Origin of the sequence: Chrysosporum bergii ANA360D (genome assembly GCF_029891735.1) — a bacterium.
Classification (GTDB): Bacteria; Cyanobacteriota; Cyanobacteriia; order Cyanobacteriales; family Nostocaceae; genus Umezakia; species Umezakia bergii.
In genome coordinates, this window is record NZ_JANQDH010000082.1 from 25,527 (window position 1) to 40,787 (window position 15,261).

General features: G+C 41.1%; 13 protein-coding genes. 4 read left to right on the top strand and 9 right to left on the bottom strand.

Annotated features, from left to right (window positions below; translation table 11 throughout):
- Positions 1–376 precede the first annotated feature (376 nt).
- Both NWP17_RS12355 and NWP17_RS12360 read left to right on the top strand, forming a co-directional pair.
- Positions 377–1,213, top strand: coding sequence for an alpha/beta fold hydrolase (locus tag NWP17_RS12355; protein ID WP_280655244.1), 837 nt, complete (start codon positions 377–379; stop codon positions 1,211–1,213).
- A gap of 96 nt (positions 1,214–1,309) precedes the next feature.
- Positions 1,310–2,029: a hypothetical protein gene (locus NWP17_RS12360; protein ID WP_280655206.1), complete on the top strand. Its 720-nt coding sequence runs from the start codon at positions 1,310–1,312 to the stop codon at positions 2,027–2,029.
- On the opposite strand, the gene NWP17_RS12365 is transcribed toward NWP17_RS12360, so the two are convergent.
- From NWP17_RS12365 to larC, 9 genes are all read right to left on the bottom strand, one after another.
- Positions 2,019–3,947 (bottom strand): hybrid sensor histidine kinase/response regulator, encoded by a 1,929-nt coding sequence (locus NWP17_RS12365; RefSeq protein WP_280655207.1) that lies wholly within the window; start codon positions 3,945–3,947, stop codon positions 2,019–2,021. The two genes, NWP17_RS12360 and NWP17_RS12365, sit on opposite strands and share 11 nt — an antisense overlap.
- Before the next feature lie 5 nt (positions 3,948–3,952).
- On the bottom strand, positions 3,953–4,402 hold the full coding sequence (locus tag NWP17_RS12370) for a response regulator (RefSeq protein ID WP_280655208.1): 450 nt from the start codon (positions 4,400–4,402) through the stop codon (positions 3,953–3,955).
- A 127-nt stretch (positions 4,403–4,529) separates the two neighbouring features.
- Positions 4,530–6,800 carry a sensor histidine kinase gene (locus NWP17_RS12375; protein WP_280655209.1) on the bottom strand — a complete coding sequence of 757 codons (2,271 nt, stop codon included), beginning with the start codon at positions 6,798–6,800 and terminating at the stop codon, positions 4,530–4,532.
- A 531-nt stretch (positions 6,801–7,331) separates the two neighbouring features.
- Positions 7,332–7,991 (bottom strand): heterocyst differentiation related protein, encoded by a 660-nt coding sequence (locus NWP17_RS12380; protein WP_280655210.1) that lies wholly within the window; start codon positions 7,989–7,991, stop codon positions 7,332–7,334.
- A 212-nt stretch (positions 7,992–8,203) separates the two neighbouring features.
- Complete coding sequence (trpA, locus tag NWP17_RS12385) at positions 8,204–9,040, bottom strand: tryptophan synthase subunit alpha (protein WP_280655211.1); 837 nt, start codon at positions 9,038–9,040, stop codon at positions 8,204–8,206.
- Between the two features lie 69 nt (positions 9,041–9,109).
- Positions 9,110–9,421, bottom strand: coding sequence for a DUF3007 family protein (locus NWP17_RS12390; protein ID WP_280655212.1), 312 nt, complete (start codon positions 9,419–9,421; stop codon positions 9,110–9,112).
- Between the two features lie 23 nt (positions 9,422–9,444).
- The gene (gene ndhL / locus NWP17_RS12395) at positions 9,445–9,687 is read right to left on the bottom strand and encodes an NAD(P)H-quinone oxidoreductase subunit L (protein WP_280655245.1); all 243 of its coding nucleotides are present in this window, start codon (positions 9,685–9,687) and stop codon (positions 9,445–9,447) included.
- Between the two features lie 712 nt (positions 9,688–10,399).
- Positions 10,400–11,356, bottom strand: a complete 957-nt coding sequence (locus tag NWP17_RS12400) for a lysylphosphatidylglycerol synthase domain-containing protein (RefSeq protein WP_280655213.1) — start codon at positions 11,354–11,356, stop codon at positions 10,400–10,402.
- A gap of 100 nt (positions 11,357–11,456) precedes the next feature.
- Positions 11,457–12,707 (bottom strand): nickel pincer cofactor biosynthesis protein LarC, encoded by a 1,251-nt coding sequence (larC, locus tag NWP17_RS12405; RefSeq protein ID WP_280655214.1) that lies wholly within the window; start codon positions 12,705–12,707, stop codon positions 11,457–11,459.
- A gap of 267 nt (positions 12,708–12,974) precedes the next feature.
- Here larC and NWP17_RS12410 point away from each other — a divergent pair, with 267 nt between their 5' ends.
- Entirely contained in the window at positions 12,975–13,625 is a 651-nt protein-coding gene (locus NWP17_RS12410) for an L-threonylcarbamoyladenylate synthase (RefSeq protein ID WP_280655215.1), read from the top strand.
- A gap of 323 nt (positions 13,626–13,948) precedes the next feature.
- A complete protein-coding gene (locus NWP17_RS12415) occupies positions 13,949–15,169 on the top strand; it encodes a HetZ-related protein (RefSeq protein WP_280655246.1) in 1,221 nt (406 codons plus the stop codon).
- Positions 15,170–15,261 lie beyond the last annotated feature (92 nt).

The window sequence follows — 15,261 nt, forward strand, 5'->3', positions numbered from 1 at the left end:
GAGTTGGGAGATAGTTTAATCAACTCTTAATGTAGTTTTGGTTTGTGGTTGAGTGGGTGGTTATTTTTTTGATAAAACCCACAGTGCAGTTGATCTGTAATGTTGTTTACAGTAATTTTCAGCTTGATTAAAGTATTAGTAAATTAACTGGCAAGAACTAATATTTAGGAGATGACCTTGAAAAATTTATTAGCTTTTATAGCTAGTATAGTTTTTAGCGTAATTACAATAATTTTCATTCACAACCTGAATTTGCCTGTATTTATCACCTTCACCATTACAATTATTGCCAGTTATAGTTTGATATTTTTGGTAACGTGGCATAATTGGTATAAGAATCATAGAAATAAATAAACTTGTGAACTTTAATCGCCATATGCCCTTACGTCAAAGTTTATCAAAACATGGCATTGAACTTTCCTATTTAGAGTGGAAAGAAGGTAAAAAACCTCTGCTGCTATTACACGGTTTAGCAGATAATGCCTTGGTTTGGTTACAGTTAGCAGAACACTTAGCCCCAGACTATCACATAATTGCCCCAGATATGCGTGGTCATGGTGACAGCAGCAAGCCAAAATCAGATTATACCTTTGCCAGTGCGATCGCTGACTTAGAGGCGTTGATGGATCATTTGGGTTGGTCTTCTGCACAGGTTGTCAGTCACTCTTGGACAGGGAAACTAGCAGTCATTTGGGCTAGAAACAATCCCCAACGTTTACGCAGCATGGTTTTAGTTGACCCAATTTTTATTTGGAAAATGCCTAGTTTATTGCGGTTAACTTTTCCCCTGTTATACCGTTATTTACCCTTTCTCAAAACTATGGGTCCTTTTACCAGTTACTCAGAAGCAGAAGCACAAGCCCGCCAGTTATATCAATATCAAGGCTGGAACAGCTTACAGCAGCAAGTATTTCAAGCCGGAATTGAACAAAAACCAGATGGGAGTTGGGGTAGTAAATTTACTGTTGCTGCCCGTGATGGTATTTTTGCTGATGTCCTCAGTGTACCTGGTTTCATTCACCCCATTGACACACCAACATTATTTGTCCAGCCTGAAAAAGGTCTTAACCGTCAAGAGTGGCAAATCCAACCCTACAAAAAGCATCTAAAAAACTTCCGCCTTTGCCAAGTTCCCGGTAATCATTGGCCATTTCTCACTCAACCTGAAGCATTTAACCGGACTATAGCCGCATTTCTCAGAGAACATAAATGAATGATCATAATCTGGTGGTGGGAGGAAGATGCTCGCTGCTCTTAAAAAATCCACCAAACCCAAAATCTAAACCAAAATCTAAAATTGAAATTGCCTATGTTCACAAAAAAAACCGAAAAATTAGATTTAACAGCTTTATTTGCAGCCCTATTAACATCCTTAACCTTACTCAGCTTCACGGCTTTATTAACACTTTCACCCAGATTTGCTACTTTAGCAACAACAGCACAAGCCCCACATAAAAAAGGTACTATTGACTACTTTCCTTATAAAATCGGCAGAGATAAACAAGGTAGAACCGCTTTGTTTAACATAGCCATCTTATCTAATCAATATAAATGGCTACCGGGTAGTAATTTTCAAATTCAATTCAACCAAGAAATTATTAGTCTTGAACTGTTAAAATTGAAACTCAACCAAGAAAGCCTACAGGAAATAATGGCAGAAGCCACAGCAATAATTGCCGTGGGTGTGGCTGGTTGTGGCGGTAGTCAAGCAGTTCAAGAAGGTCTGGCTTTAGAACGGTCCCAGGAAATTCAAAAACTAGCAAAAAGTTTATTTAAAAACACTCCCAGCGTCCAGAGTTACTATTTATTAAATCTTGGTCAATTTCAAACTAGTAACTGTCAGGAAAATCAAGATTTAACCGCCTACCAAAAAAGCATAATTATTATAGGTGTTAAACCAGAGTCAGAAGACGTAATTTTAGACCAAGCTTTACAAGATAGATTGCAGAATAAACCTTTTGCAGATTTTAAATTAAAAGATTACTCCCTGGCAACAATGGAAACTTTGAAAATTATATCTAGTAATTAACCACACCATCCCCACCGGGTAACTTAACAGTAAAAGTAGCCCCTAACCCCTCCCCCTGACTAAATACCTCAATAGTACCTTGGTGCAGTTCTACCAAATGACGAGCGATGGCCAATCCCAGCCCTAAACCATGTTGTTGTCCATTAAAATTTCCCTGACAATACCTTTCAAACACATAGGGTAGCAATTCTGGCTGGATACCAATACCTGTATCACTAACTTGAATTACTATTAAAGATTGATCATTTTTGGTTAGTTGCACTTGCACTCGTCCACCCGCGGGAGTGAACTTAACAGCATTGGAAAGTAAATTATTTAAAACCTGTAGCAAGCGGTTACTATCAGCCAGAATAGGAGGAATAGACTCATCAATTACAGATTCTAAATAAATGCCCTTAGCATTAGCTAGGGGGTAAGCAGTTTCTACAGAAGTCTTAACAATGTTGTCTACCTTCACCGGGCTGATTTCCAGTTGCAACTGACCCCGGAGAATGCGGGACATATTCAACAAATCTTCCAGCAGCTTGGCCTGAGATTGAGCATTGCGTTCAATGGTTTCTAAGGCCTTGTTGGCGGTATCTGTATCTAACTTACGAGTCCGCAGTAACTTTGCCCAACCCAGGATAGCATTAAGGGGCGATCGCAAATCATGAGACACCATAGCCACAAACTCATCCTTTGTTTGGTTAGCTTTTTCCGCAGCATTGCGAGCGGCTTGTTCCATCTGTAACAAGCGATTTCGTTCCGCTTCCAATTGCTTGCGAGCATCTATATTAGTACCAGTACCAAACCACTGGAAAATCTCTCCCTGTTCATTTTTAATGGGTACACTTCTCACCAAATGCCAACAATAGCTACCATCATGTTTTTGATAGCGCATTTCTTGTTCATAGGACTTCCCTATCTGTAATGCTTTGATCCATTTCTCCATCACAGAGCCAATATCATCTGAATGTATAACCTTTGTCCAGCCAAACCCCATAGCCTCCTCAACCTTTTGCCCTGTAAATTCATACCATTGTTGATTCACATACTCACATTCCCCTTGAGTATTGCAAATCCAGACAAGTTGAGGTATCAGGTTAGATAAATAACGATACCGTTCCTCACTAGCCCGCAAAGCTGTTTCCACCTGTTTTTTGTCGGTGACATCTCGCCAAGCAGCCACAAAGCCGTCTCCCATTTTGGTAAGGCGAATATCAATAACCCTGGTTAATTCCCGTTCACCATTTAAACCAGTATCAACAACAGATTCTTTAACCAAAGGTTTACCAGTTTCCACAACTTGGCAACATTGCTCAAACAGTCCATTTTCTCCCATATTTAAAAGCAGTTGAGCCAGATATTCTTCTGCTGCTCCTAAATTCATCCCTGTAAATTCCCACGCTGCGGCGTTCATATAGTCAACACGAAACCGGAGGATTTTGCCAGCGTCATCGCGTACAGTTGAAAAAATGCCGAAACAATCCAGCATATTCTCAACAGAGGTGCGGAAACGTTCCTCACTGCGTTGTAACTCTTGGCTGAGTTGAGTATTCCTAATAGCTGAGTGAATTGTAGAGCGCAAACGCTCACCAGTGGTTTGTCCCTTAACTAAATAATCTTGGACACCACTTTTCATTGCTTGTACAGCCACAGCTTCATTACCATAACCAGTTAACATAATCACTGCTGGCATAATTTGCTGTGATTGCTGTTTTAATTCCGTCAAAAATTCCAAACCATCCAAATCTGGTAATAAAAAATCTAATAAAATAACATCCGGCTGAGACTGCTGACACAATGTCAAAGCAGCCTCTCCCGATTCTTCTTCCACAATTTTATAACTATATTCTTCATCTTGGAGGAGATAGCGACAATAAACAAGCCGATCTTCAGGACAATCATCAACAATTAGAACATTTAGCGGTTGCAGCATAACTATTAGCCCACACCATCAGGGAGAATTACGATATCTAACCAATAAGTGATGAAAGTTTGCAGAGTCTCAACTAGCCTATTAATATCAATTGGTTTCAACATATAACTAGCAACGGAATATCGGTAACATATTTCTATATCTTTTGGATTAGATGAAGTACTAAATATAACCACAGGAATATATTTCAGATTTTGATCCCCTTTGATTTGCTCTAAAACTTCTCGCCCATCAGTACCCGGTAAATTAAGGTCAAGCAAAATCAGCGCCGGACGGGGAGGGTTTTGCCCACTGTAAACCCCCGTGCGGTAAAGAAAATCCAAAGCCTCATCCCCATCGCTACAGCGAAAAACAGGATTAATAACACCTTGTTTACTCATGACTCGACAAAAAGCTTCAAAGTCTTCATCGCTATCTTCAATTACTAGTAAAGGCTTGACAAAATTACCAATCATGAGTCATAGCATTTCCTAAAAAATTACAAAATCAATGATACAAATCTTCTGGTGTGGGCATCTTCCATAATGTGGCAAGTTTTGGTAAAATTCCCCCTTAACTAAATGATGAGAAACCCGTTTACTTTTAGTCAGTGGTTGCGTCCGCTCCCTGTAATGTGAAATAAAAGGTACTCCCTTCACCGTAGGTAGACTCCACCCAGATTTTACCGCCATGTCGTTCTACTATTTTTTTAGCAATAGTCAAACCCGCTCCAGTACCCCCGCCATATTTACTCGGCCCATGTAATCGTTTAAAAATGCGGAAAATTGACTCAAAGTGTTGTTTTCTAATGCCTATACCATTATCCCGCACGTAAAATGTAATTGGGGATGGCGGCTCATCTATATAACCAATTGCAATCCATTTTTCCGGTTTATCGTTGTATTTGATAGAATTAGCAATTAAATTATTAAACACTTCAACTAACTGGACGCGATCGCAATACACCTTTGGTAGAGGTCGGGGAATATCAATATTTACTTTCATTTCCTCAATGCGAGCGCTCAACAAATCTAAACTATGATGTACCACCTGATTTACATCAGTTAGCTGCATAGAAAGGTCTACCCTTCCGAAACGGGAAAATTGCAGCAGTGAGTCAATTAAATCCTCCATGCGTTGAGTGAGACGAATCAATGTTTTTAACTTTTCCCGACCTTCTTCCTTGAGGGTGTCGCCGTAATCTTCCATGAGGAAATTAGAGTAATTGTGAATACCCCGCAGTGGTTCTTTTAAATCATGGGAAGCAATATAAGCAAAAGCATCTAGTTCATTATTACTGCGTTCCAGTTCAATATTTAGCTGTGCTAGTTGATCTGCTTTCCGCAGCACCATCCCAATAATTGCACTTCTCAACTCTAGCGCTGCATTCACCTCATAAGATTTCCAAGGTAGGGACTTTAATAAAACCATTTCTTTCCATAACTCAAAAGACTTACGGGGTGATAAGTGGATACTGCCATTTTCTGTTACTTCTACAGGTTTATTTGGATTACCCCCCCAATTTACAGTTTGAATCACTTCTGAGCGAAACCATAAAACATAGTTTTTCTGACCTTTGGAAATAGACAGGGCCATCAAACCACTACCCACATCCCGGAATTTTTCTGCTTGTGGGTAAACTTGAGATAAAGAATCAGTGTAGAAAATTTCCTCCTGCTGGTTTTGACTCAGCCATTGGATTAAATCTTGAATATCTTGTTGTTCGGGTGTTTTTCCTAATGTAAAATAACTGTCATGAAAATAAACTGCGGCTCCTTGAGCATTAACAAGATTGAGGAGATTTGGTTGTAGATTAATTAAACCGTCGATGAAGCTATTTTCTGATGACATATACTCCACCAACTTGGAGTAACAAGACTTTACCCGTATTTTAGATTCTACATCTTCGCTATCTTCTTTAGCAGCCATTTCTAATGATGTAATTTGCCCCAAAAATTCACAAGCATTACGAATTTCGTAGGGAATATATTTAGGTGATTGATGATGACAGGCGATTAGTCCCCAAAGTTTTCCATCTTTCATAATAGAAATTGACATAGATGCTGTTACGCCCATATTGTGCATATACTCAATATGTAAAGGCGAAACACTCCGTAATACTGACCTGCTTAAATCTAAAGGTTGGTCAGTTAAAGGATTATTTATGGGTACAATTGCCGCAGGCTGATAGTAGGTATTTGGTATTAATCTTAACCAGTTTTGGCTATATAGTTTTCTGGCTTGTGTGGGAATATCAGACGCAGGGTAATGTAAGCCTAAATAAGCTGTCAGATATTCTGGCTTGTCTTCAGCGATAACTTTACCATTCCAATTTTCATCAAAGCGATAGAGCATGACTCTATCAAAACCAGTAATTTTCTTAACCTCTTTGACAATAATTTGACCCACTTCTGTTAAGCTGGATGCCAGTTGTAGCTTTGACATTGCTACTTTGACTAAGTGGTAAAACTTAAAAAAACCATTGTTTCTTACAGAAATTGTCGGTTCTAGCTCTAAAATTAGCACTGGATGCCATCGGTGAATAATCCCATCAAAATGCACAGGCTGATTATCTACATTAATGGTCAATTCTAAGGGGTTAACAATTGGTAAATCCTCTTGATGTAAACAATCCTTGATGATGGTGATTTGGTCTGACTCCAGCAAGTAGCTTAAGTTTTTATTGAGTAATTCTTGAGGTTGTACACCCAATAAGTTAAATGTATTATCACTCACTTGCAGAATAGTTAAATCTGGTTCTTTCAGGGTAAAAATTACTCCATGGGGTTGAATTAGTCCGGGGATATGAATTGGCTCTTTATTACAGTTGCTGATGTCAAATTGCACAGGGATAGTAATACTATTAATACTCATTTTTTTGGTCTTGGTAGTTACAAGTAGTTTTGAGAGTAGCTGTAAGCTCTTAACCAGTAAATCGAATAATCCGTATGCTTATACAAAATCCTACAGTTACACAAATCAAATGATGTAATAGTTTGGTTGGGGTGATCAAATACTCGTAATGCTTATATTTGCATAGTCCCTACATCTAGGGTAACTATAATCAAGACGGAATTAATGGAAATACTCCTCATGAGTTGTGACTACTTTCTGTCCCATCTCACAATTGATGTAAAACTGTTGTATTTTGGCGTAAACTGTTGTTTAGGGGAGTATAAATAAAGTTGAAATTATGTTAATTTTTATAACAATTTTTATAACAATTTTTTCAATTGATCATTGGTCAGATCATGTTCGCTTGATGACTATTAAACAGGGGGTAGCTGTAGCGGGCAAGATGCCCGCACTACACGACGATCATTTACACTTGTATCTCACGCATTTAAGAAATGCCATAACCAAAAGATCCAAAATCCAAAATTCCAAGAGGGTGGGAGTATCTGACTACATTTCCTCATATTCGGAGGTTTCCACTCTTCTTGCTTCTGTGCGAGATGATGGCAAAAACTCAGCCCGACGCATAGGGCTAAAGGGCTGAGAGGAACCGTTGTAAGGCATGACTTGCACTGTACGGATAGGACGCTGCCGTGGTGAAAATAAAGCTAATACACCCGCTACTACAACACCTCCGCCAATGGTGAGGGTTGCGCCTCCTGCGGCCCAAACGATGGGTGAAGACCACCAAGGCTCCTGAGTTTGGGGCTTAAATATTTCTGATGCAACTTTTTGGCTGTTTTGTTGGGCTAGTTGCATCTGCTGGTTGTTCCAATTTTGGAATTGGAATTGCAGTTGTTGGTTTTGCGCTCTGAGTTGCTCGTTATCACTTTTTAAACGTTCTAACTGCATACTCAGTCGTTCCATTTCTACGCGCTGCTCTGGGTTAGCAGAGGCAGGGGGTTGATTGGGACTGGGATAATATGGATTCACCCCATAAGATGGATACATTGGGGGTTGGGGTATGACGGGCAATGTGACATTGGCGGGCATTTGGGGAGAAGAAGCAGCAAAATTACTCTGCATGGGACCATCTGCACCCCTGAGCAATACCAGCGCCGCCAGCCCGGCCACAGCGACCCCACCGATAAATGCCATACTCTCACTCATGGCTTTTGCTCCTCTCTGTCTTGTGACTGATTCACTCTCACACTGATCATTGTTTGCCTACTCAACTCCAGATAATACTCAACTATAGGTGACCGGACTAGCTAGTTTTTTTTTACAGCATACTGCTGTTAATATTCAAAACTATATTTGCCAAATTGTCCACTAAGTTACACTAAATTGTGGTAAAAAAACAACCCTGTTATTTTTTTATTTTAGTTTTTGGTTTTTGGCAAGTTGGGTGTTGATGGGTCAGGTGTCTTGATGGCTGTTTTGAGAGTTTGGCAAAATTCAGCGATGGCCTGTAGTCCCTGTTCTGGTGTTCCTTCTGCTAAACGTTTGACAAAGGCACTACCGACAATTGCTGCATCTGCCCCCCATTCTTTCACTTGACGAGCTTGTGCAGGAGCGGATATTCCAAACCCTACCCCAATGGGCTTATCTGTAAGACTACGAACTTGAGCTAGTAAATCTGAAACTCTCGATTCTATCTGATTCCGCATCCCGGTGACACCGGTGACACTAACTAAATAAATAAATCCTTGGGAAGAGCGAGCGATCGCCTCTATACGTTGGGGGGAACTGGTGGGAGCCACTAATAAAGTTAAGTCAATACCAATTTCACTGGCGGGTTTGAGTAGTCCTTCTGCTTCTTCTAAAGGTAAATCTGGCACCACTAATCCTGATACCCCGGCGGCGGCAATTCGTTGTAAAAATTTGTCTATGCCACGGTACAAAATAGGGTTGTAGTAAGTGAACAGAATGATGGGCGATCGCAAACTCTGGGTGGTAGTTTGCAACATTTCTAAGACTTGTTCTAGTTTTGTCCCCTGTTGTAAAGCACGGGTTGCGGCTGCTTGAATAACTGGCCCATCTGCTAGCGGGTCAGAGTAGGGGACACCTAGTTCAATTAAATCTGCCCCATGATGGTCTAAAACTTGCAGGGCTGCGGCTGTAGTGCTTAAATCAGGGTCTCCGGCGGTGATAAAGGGAATTAAAGCACACTCTCGATTTTGTCTCAAGGTGTTAAAGCAATCAGAAATGGCAGTCATGACTCAAAAATTATCAATCAGTGGTCAGTGGTCAGTTAGCCAAGGAAAAATAACTGACCAATGATCACTTTACACTCGACCTTGCGATTCTTGTTCGATTTCTGCCTGAATTTTCGCTAGTTCCTCTGGGGTGAGTTCATCCAAACGTTTCTGGAGAAAGGCTTTTTCATACTCTTCTCGTTGCTGATGGTAGGTCATTTTATTTCCCACTGCGCGGAATATGTAGGAAGCTAACCAACCTAGCAAGCCACTCACCAGCAAGACTTGGCTCCAGATTCCTGCTTGTAGATCATCTAAACCTACCAGATCTAGTCCTATATATGCCAAACCACCGGCAATAAAAACACCCAAGCCAATTCCAATAGCGTCAATGCGTCGCATGAGAGTTATGACCTACCAAATTATTAAACTTCTATTTGTCGGGGACGGGGTCGCAGGTTGACAAATGGCGATAACAGCAACAACCCAGGTAAAAAGAAAAACACCATAAAATACATGATAGTGCGCTCTATGGAGGTGGCAACATACCAGCGCTGTTTGAGATACACCATCACCACAACAGGGATGACTAATAGGTAAGCTCCAGCTAAAGCTAGATACAACAGGGCTACAATCATAGATTTTCTCTGGAAGTGGACAAAAAATATAGAGTGCTTCTGTTCTCCATCATAGGCCGAACCCCCTTGTTAAGGAAAGTCTAGCTAGATGAGAGATTAATTTTTGCAAATCTCAAAAAAATTGTTGTCATATTCTGGAATTAGATGCTATAGTGGTCAAGGCAGTAAACAAGACGAAAACTATTACGCATTTCTAAGTTATTAGATTTTAGTAGGTTTTCTCAGTTGCTGTTTAGTACCTGTAAAAAAAAACAAACTACCCGTTCGGGGGTGTGGCGGAATGGTAGACGCTACGGACTTAGAAAACTGAGCCTTGATAGAGAAATCTGTCAAGTGGAAGCTCTCAAATTCAGGGAAACCTAAATCTGTGAACAGACAAGGCAATCCTGAGCCAAGCCGAAACTAATTACTGTTCGGAAGGTGCAGAGACTCGACGGGAGCTACCCTAACGTTAAGCCGAGGGTAAAGAGAGAGTCCAATTCTCAAAGCTAAAGGCTACTACAGCCTAGCAGTAGTGAAAGCTACGAGAGAATGAAAATCCGTTGACCGTAAAAGGTCGTGTGGGTTCAAGTCCCTCCACCCCCATTAACTAATGTTTTGGTTTTCTCAACTGTAATTTTGGCGGTTTTACATGGTGTGTGAGCGATCGCAGTTCGTGGTAAGCACTTTATTAACGTCGGTCTAGAAACGAGCTAGAAAATTTGGAAATCCCCTGTGTCTCAACCAGGGGAAATGTAAGTTTTTATTCGCTCTTTTCTGTTCCCTCATTCTTACTAACACGTTGCTGGAAAGCAGCTAAACTAGCACCAGCAGCTTCAGCAATAATACTGATAAGACGATAACAGGCCATGGCGCTAATCAGCACAGCAGCAGGAAAATGATGTTGTAACAAACTGATGGCGGTCACTTCAAACACACCCAACCCCCCAGGCGCACCCGGAACTACAAAACCCAATAACCAGGCAAAACTAAAAGCCCCTAATAATAGAGGTAACTGGCTCAGATGCAAGGGAGTGAGAGCAAACACAGTTAAAATAAACCCGCCACCACGCAAAAATAAAAAACCCAACTCTCCTAACAAGGGTCTGAGGGGATAGCGTTTTAAGTTGAAGGGAATAGTAGGGCTAGTGGTGGTAGGGTTTTTGCTTTTTAATTTTTTGCTCTTTAATTGATATACCAAGCGGATTACTGGGTTTAAAAATCGGGGATGAACGGCACAAAGCACCACTGCCAAACTAAAGAATTGTAATATTTGGATAAATATAGTGGTATGGGTGGCTGTAAATTGTCCTCCCAAGACAATAATAATGATTAAAGCTGCTGCGGCCATGAGTAAGGGTTCCAGCAATACGCTTAAAGTAGCAGCACCGGCAGGAACATCAGCATTTTTCGCGGCTACAATGCGCCCATAATGATGCCAAACATTGCCAGGTAAATATTTAGCAATATTTGTTTTGAGGTAGACTTGAATAAATTCCGAACTTGGCACAACTTGATTTAATTCTCTTAAAATCCCAGTCCATATCCAACCACCCCAAACATGAGCCAATAGAGTCACACCCGTAGCTATAGAAAGGACTGACCATCCTACTGCATCAATTTGGATCGCCATCACCTCAGACCAGTGACCATTGATGGCTCTACCTAAAAAAAAGAGCGTTACACCCAGAATGAGCCAGCGTAAAATTTGCTTGATCATGTGCCGACAAATATTTGACCTGCTAGATAAAACCTAGAAAAAGCTAGAATTTGCTTCTTACTTCAACGGGAGCAGGGGAGCAGTGCTTGTGTATTTGAACTTATTCCCTATACCTCAATTGATTTTGTAAATACCAGGTTTGTAATGCTAATCGTTGAACCTCGCGCCAGGGAATATTGTACTGTCGAGCTAGTTCTGCACAATCTTCATATTCTGGCTGCACATTGGCAATACAATTATCTTGCTTTTCTCCTAACCATGCTACTTTAACCCGGACCTTGCCATATTCAATTTCCACAGATTGAATTTCCCGTGGTAAAATGGCGCGCTGTTGGGTACTTTGGCGAATTCCTAAAGTGGTGGTTTCCCGGAATAACACCGCTTGACAAGCCAGTATATTCTCAGGATGGCAAATTACAGTTAATAAAATGCCGGGACGGGATTTTTTCATCCCCACTGGCTGGGTAAACACATCCACCGCCCCAACGGCAAATAAAGCTTCAAAAACATAACCGAGGGCTTGGGGATTTAAATCATCAATTTGAGTTTCAAGTACAGTAATGGTTTCTGAACTAGGATGGAAATCTTCATAATTATTAGTGCGATCGCCCAGCCATAGACGTAATATATTAGGAATAGCTAAATTGATCGTTCCTGCTCCCAGTCCCACTTGTTTGATAGTCATGGGTGGTGGTGAACCAAATTCTGTACTGAGGGTAGTAGCGATGGCCGCGCCTGTTGGTGTCACAAGTTCTTTTTCCATACCGTTACTAAAAACTGGACAACCCCGCATTTCCCACAACTTCAATACAGCTGGTACTGGTACGGCCATTTCACCGTGGGCTGCGCGCACTGTTCCCCCACCGGTGGGCAGGGCTGAACAGTATAGTAATGGTAATCCTTGATCATTACTGGCAATTCCCAACCAATCCAAACCCAAACAAGTACCCACAATATCCACAATTGCATCTACTGCGCCCACTTCATGGAAATGTACCTTCTCTGGCACAATACCATGTACTGCCCCCTCTGCCACTGCTAACTGTCGGAACACAGCCAAACTCCAAGCTTTTGCCCGTGATGGTAACGCGGCTTTAAGGATCATATTTTCTATTTCTGGGAGGTGTCGGCCGTGGTGGTGATGGTTGTCTAGTAAATCAACATGAACTTTAGTGGCCTGCTGACCATTGCGTTGCACAAGTTCTGCTCTTAGCTTATGCTGATCAGCAATTCCCAATTTATTGAGTGTTTCAGTTAAATATTCCACCGGAACACCCAAACTCACCAAAGCGCCTAAGCACATATCACCAGAAATCCCCGTCGGACATTGAAGATAAGCAACTTTAGTCATATGGATAAGATAGTCTAGTTTATTTTCATATTTTGCACAATTATAGCATTTATTAAACAGGTGAGATACAAATGTAAATGATAAAATTATTGTATTGCAGGCATCTTGCCCGCTAACCATGTACCTCACTTGGGCAAAAATCGCTATATTCTGATGTTAATCATGGCGTATTTGTGTCACCTATTCATCTACTGAAAATATGTGTAACGCAAAATTCTACATTTACCCCAGAATCCACTATTACTCACCTTTCATTCCCAACTCAATATGGCAAAAATTTTCTCAGTCCATCCTGATAATCCACAAACCCGCAGTATAGAACAAATAAAATCAGCGCTTTCTAATGGTGCAGTTATGCTCTACCCTACAGACACAGTTTATGCGATCGGTTGTGATTTAAATGCCAAGTCGGCAGTGGAAAGAGTGCGGCAAATTAAACAGATGGCTAATGATAAACCATTGACATTTCTGTGTCCCTCACTATCAAATGTCGCTACCTATGCCTTTGTTAGTGATACGGCTTATCGCACCATGAAGCGCTTGATACCGGGAACTTATACGTTTTTACTACCAGCTACCAAGTTAGTACCGCGATTAGTGCAAAGCCCGAAGCGAAAAACCACGGGGATTCGTGTACCAGACCATAGTGTGTGTTGGGCATTGTTAGCAGCTTTGGCAAATCCGATTATTTCAACTTCAGCACATCTTCCACCAGATGATGAACCAGTAGGGCTAGACTTAGAACCCAGACTATCGCGGGTAGAGCTATTTGATCGGTGGGATAAGTTAGTTGATGTAATTATAGACACTGGAGAGGAACCAGGTTATGAGGTGTCTACAATTATCGACCTAACAGGAGATGAACCAATGATCACCAGACGGGGTTTAGGTTGGGAAGCAGCAGCAGCTTGGGTGTGAGAAACAAGTTAGTGATCCAGTTTTGAAACCGTCATACACATAATATCAGGCAGTAGAATCCAACAGGATGGCGACTAATGTCGATCTAGCAAGTCTTTTCCCCATTTTTACAGCGTGTCAGATATCTTTGTGCCATACTCAGTTTGGTTGCTTATCCAAAAACCGACACATTGGTTGACCTGTAACTTTTTTAATTGCCTACAGTCTTATATATCAGCAGTGCTTGCAGAGAGTCGTGAGAATACTAAATGGTTCTCAAGCTTACTCTGGCTTTGCTGTGTTCATATTGTCGTTACGGTGCATACCACACTCTGGAAAAAATCATGAAAGCCAATTTTGCTAATCTACCAGTTATTCAGTCCGCCTTTTTCTGCAACGGTTCAGCGTCAGAGTCAGCAGAACAGCATCCCAATAGCTTGAGACAACTGCTGTATGAAGAAATGCGCGCTCACGTCAAGGCCACGTCTCAGTGTATACAAGCAGTATCAAACCGTATTGCTACAGAGGTTGAACGAATATGTGATAAAAGCTCTCGCATTCAAAAATCTGGGGAAATCGAAGCATGGCAAGTTAATTTAGCGAGACATCGCCTGCAAAAGTGCCTGCACTACTACCAATTGGGTTCCCACCGGGGTAGAGTGGAATTACATAGTAATTTAGGTGCGGTGATTTACCGCCATGTCAGCAATTCTGGTTCTGAGTTTGGATTTAATGCTCGTTACAATCTGATTGAGGACTTTCTGCAAATATTTTACATAGAAGCTATTAAAACCTTCCGCAGGGAAGGTGAACTGCCAGAAAATTACCAACCCCGTACTAAGTTAGAATTAGCAGAGTACATCGCATTTACAGAGCAATATGCTAAACGGCGTATTACTTTACCCGGTGGGAATAATCAGCAATTGATTATCCTCCGCGCCCAAGGTTTTGCCCGTCGTCAGCCCCAAGAAACCACTGTGGATATTGAAATGGCGGTGGAATCTGCTAAAAGTGAAGAAGCAGAAATGTACCAGCGCAACTCGGCAGTTCAACAAATCAGATCACAAATGATTGCCCAGAGTAATTATGATCTATCTGAAGAGTCAGAGCGCGATCGCGTGATTACAGAATTATCCAAATACTTAGAGTCTCAAGGTCAATCTGACTGTGTAGACTACCTGGCGCTAAAATTACAAGACCTATCAGCCCCAGAAATTGACGAAGTTCTCGGTTTAACCAGCCGGGAGCGGGACTATCTGCAACAGCGTTTTAAGTATCATGTGGAAAAATTTGCTAAAAATCACCAATGGCAATTAGTTCATCAATGGTTGGGTGCTGGTTTAGAGCAAAAATTGGGTTTAAATTCTCAGCAATGGGAAAGTTTCCTCAATGTTTTATCTACTCAGCAGGAACAAATTTTGCAGTTAAAAATTAGCGGACATAGTGATCAGGTGATTGCTAAAGCTGTTAAATGTACACCCAAACAGGTACAAAAAAGATGGACTCGTATGCTAGAATTGGCATGGGATATCCGTAATGGTGATGGTCAGGTTCAAGCCAGTTAAAATTTGAAATAGCCCTGGGTTCAACTTTTTAGATAACAGATGTTTTTAACCAGAAATTTCCCCATCAACTACTACATAAAAAATCTTTAACT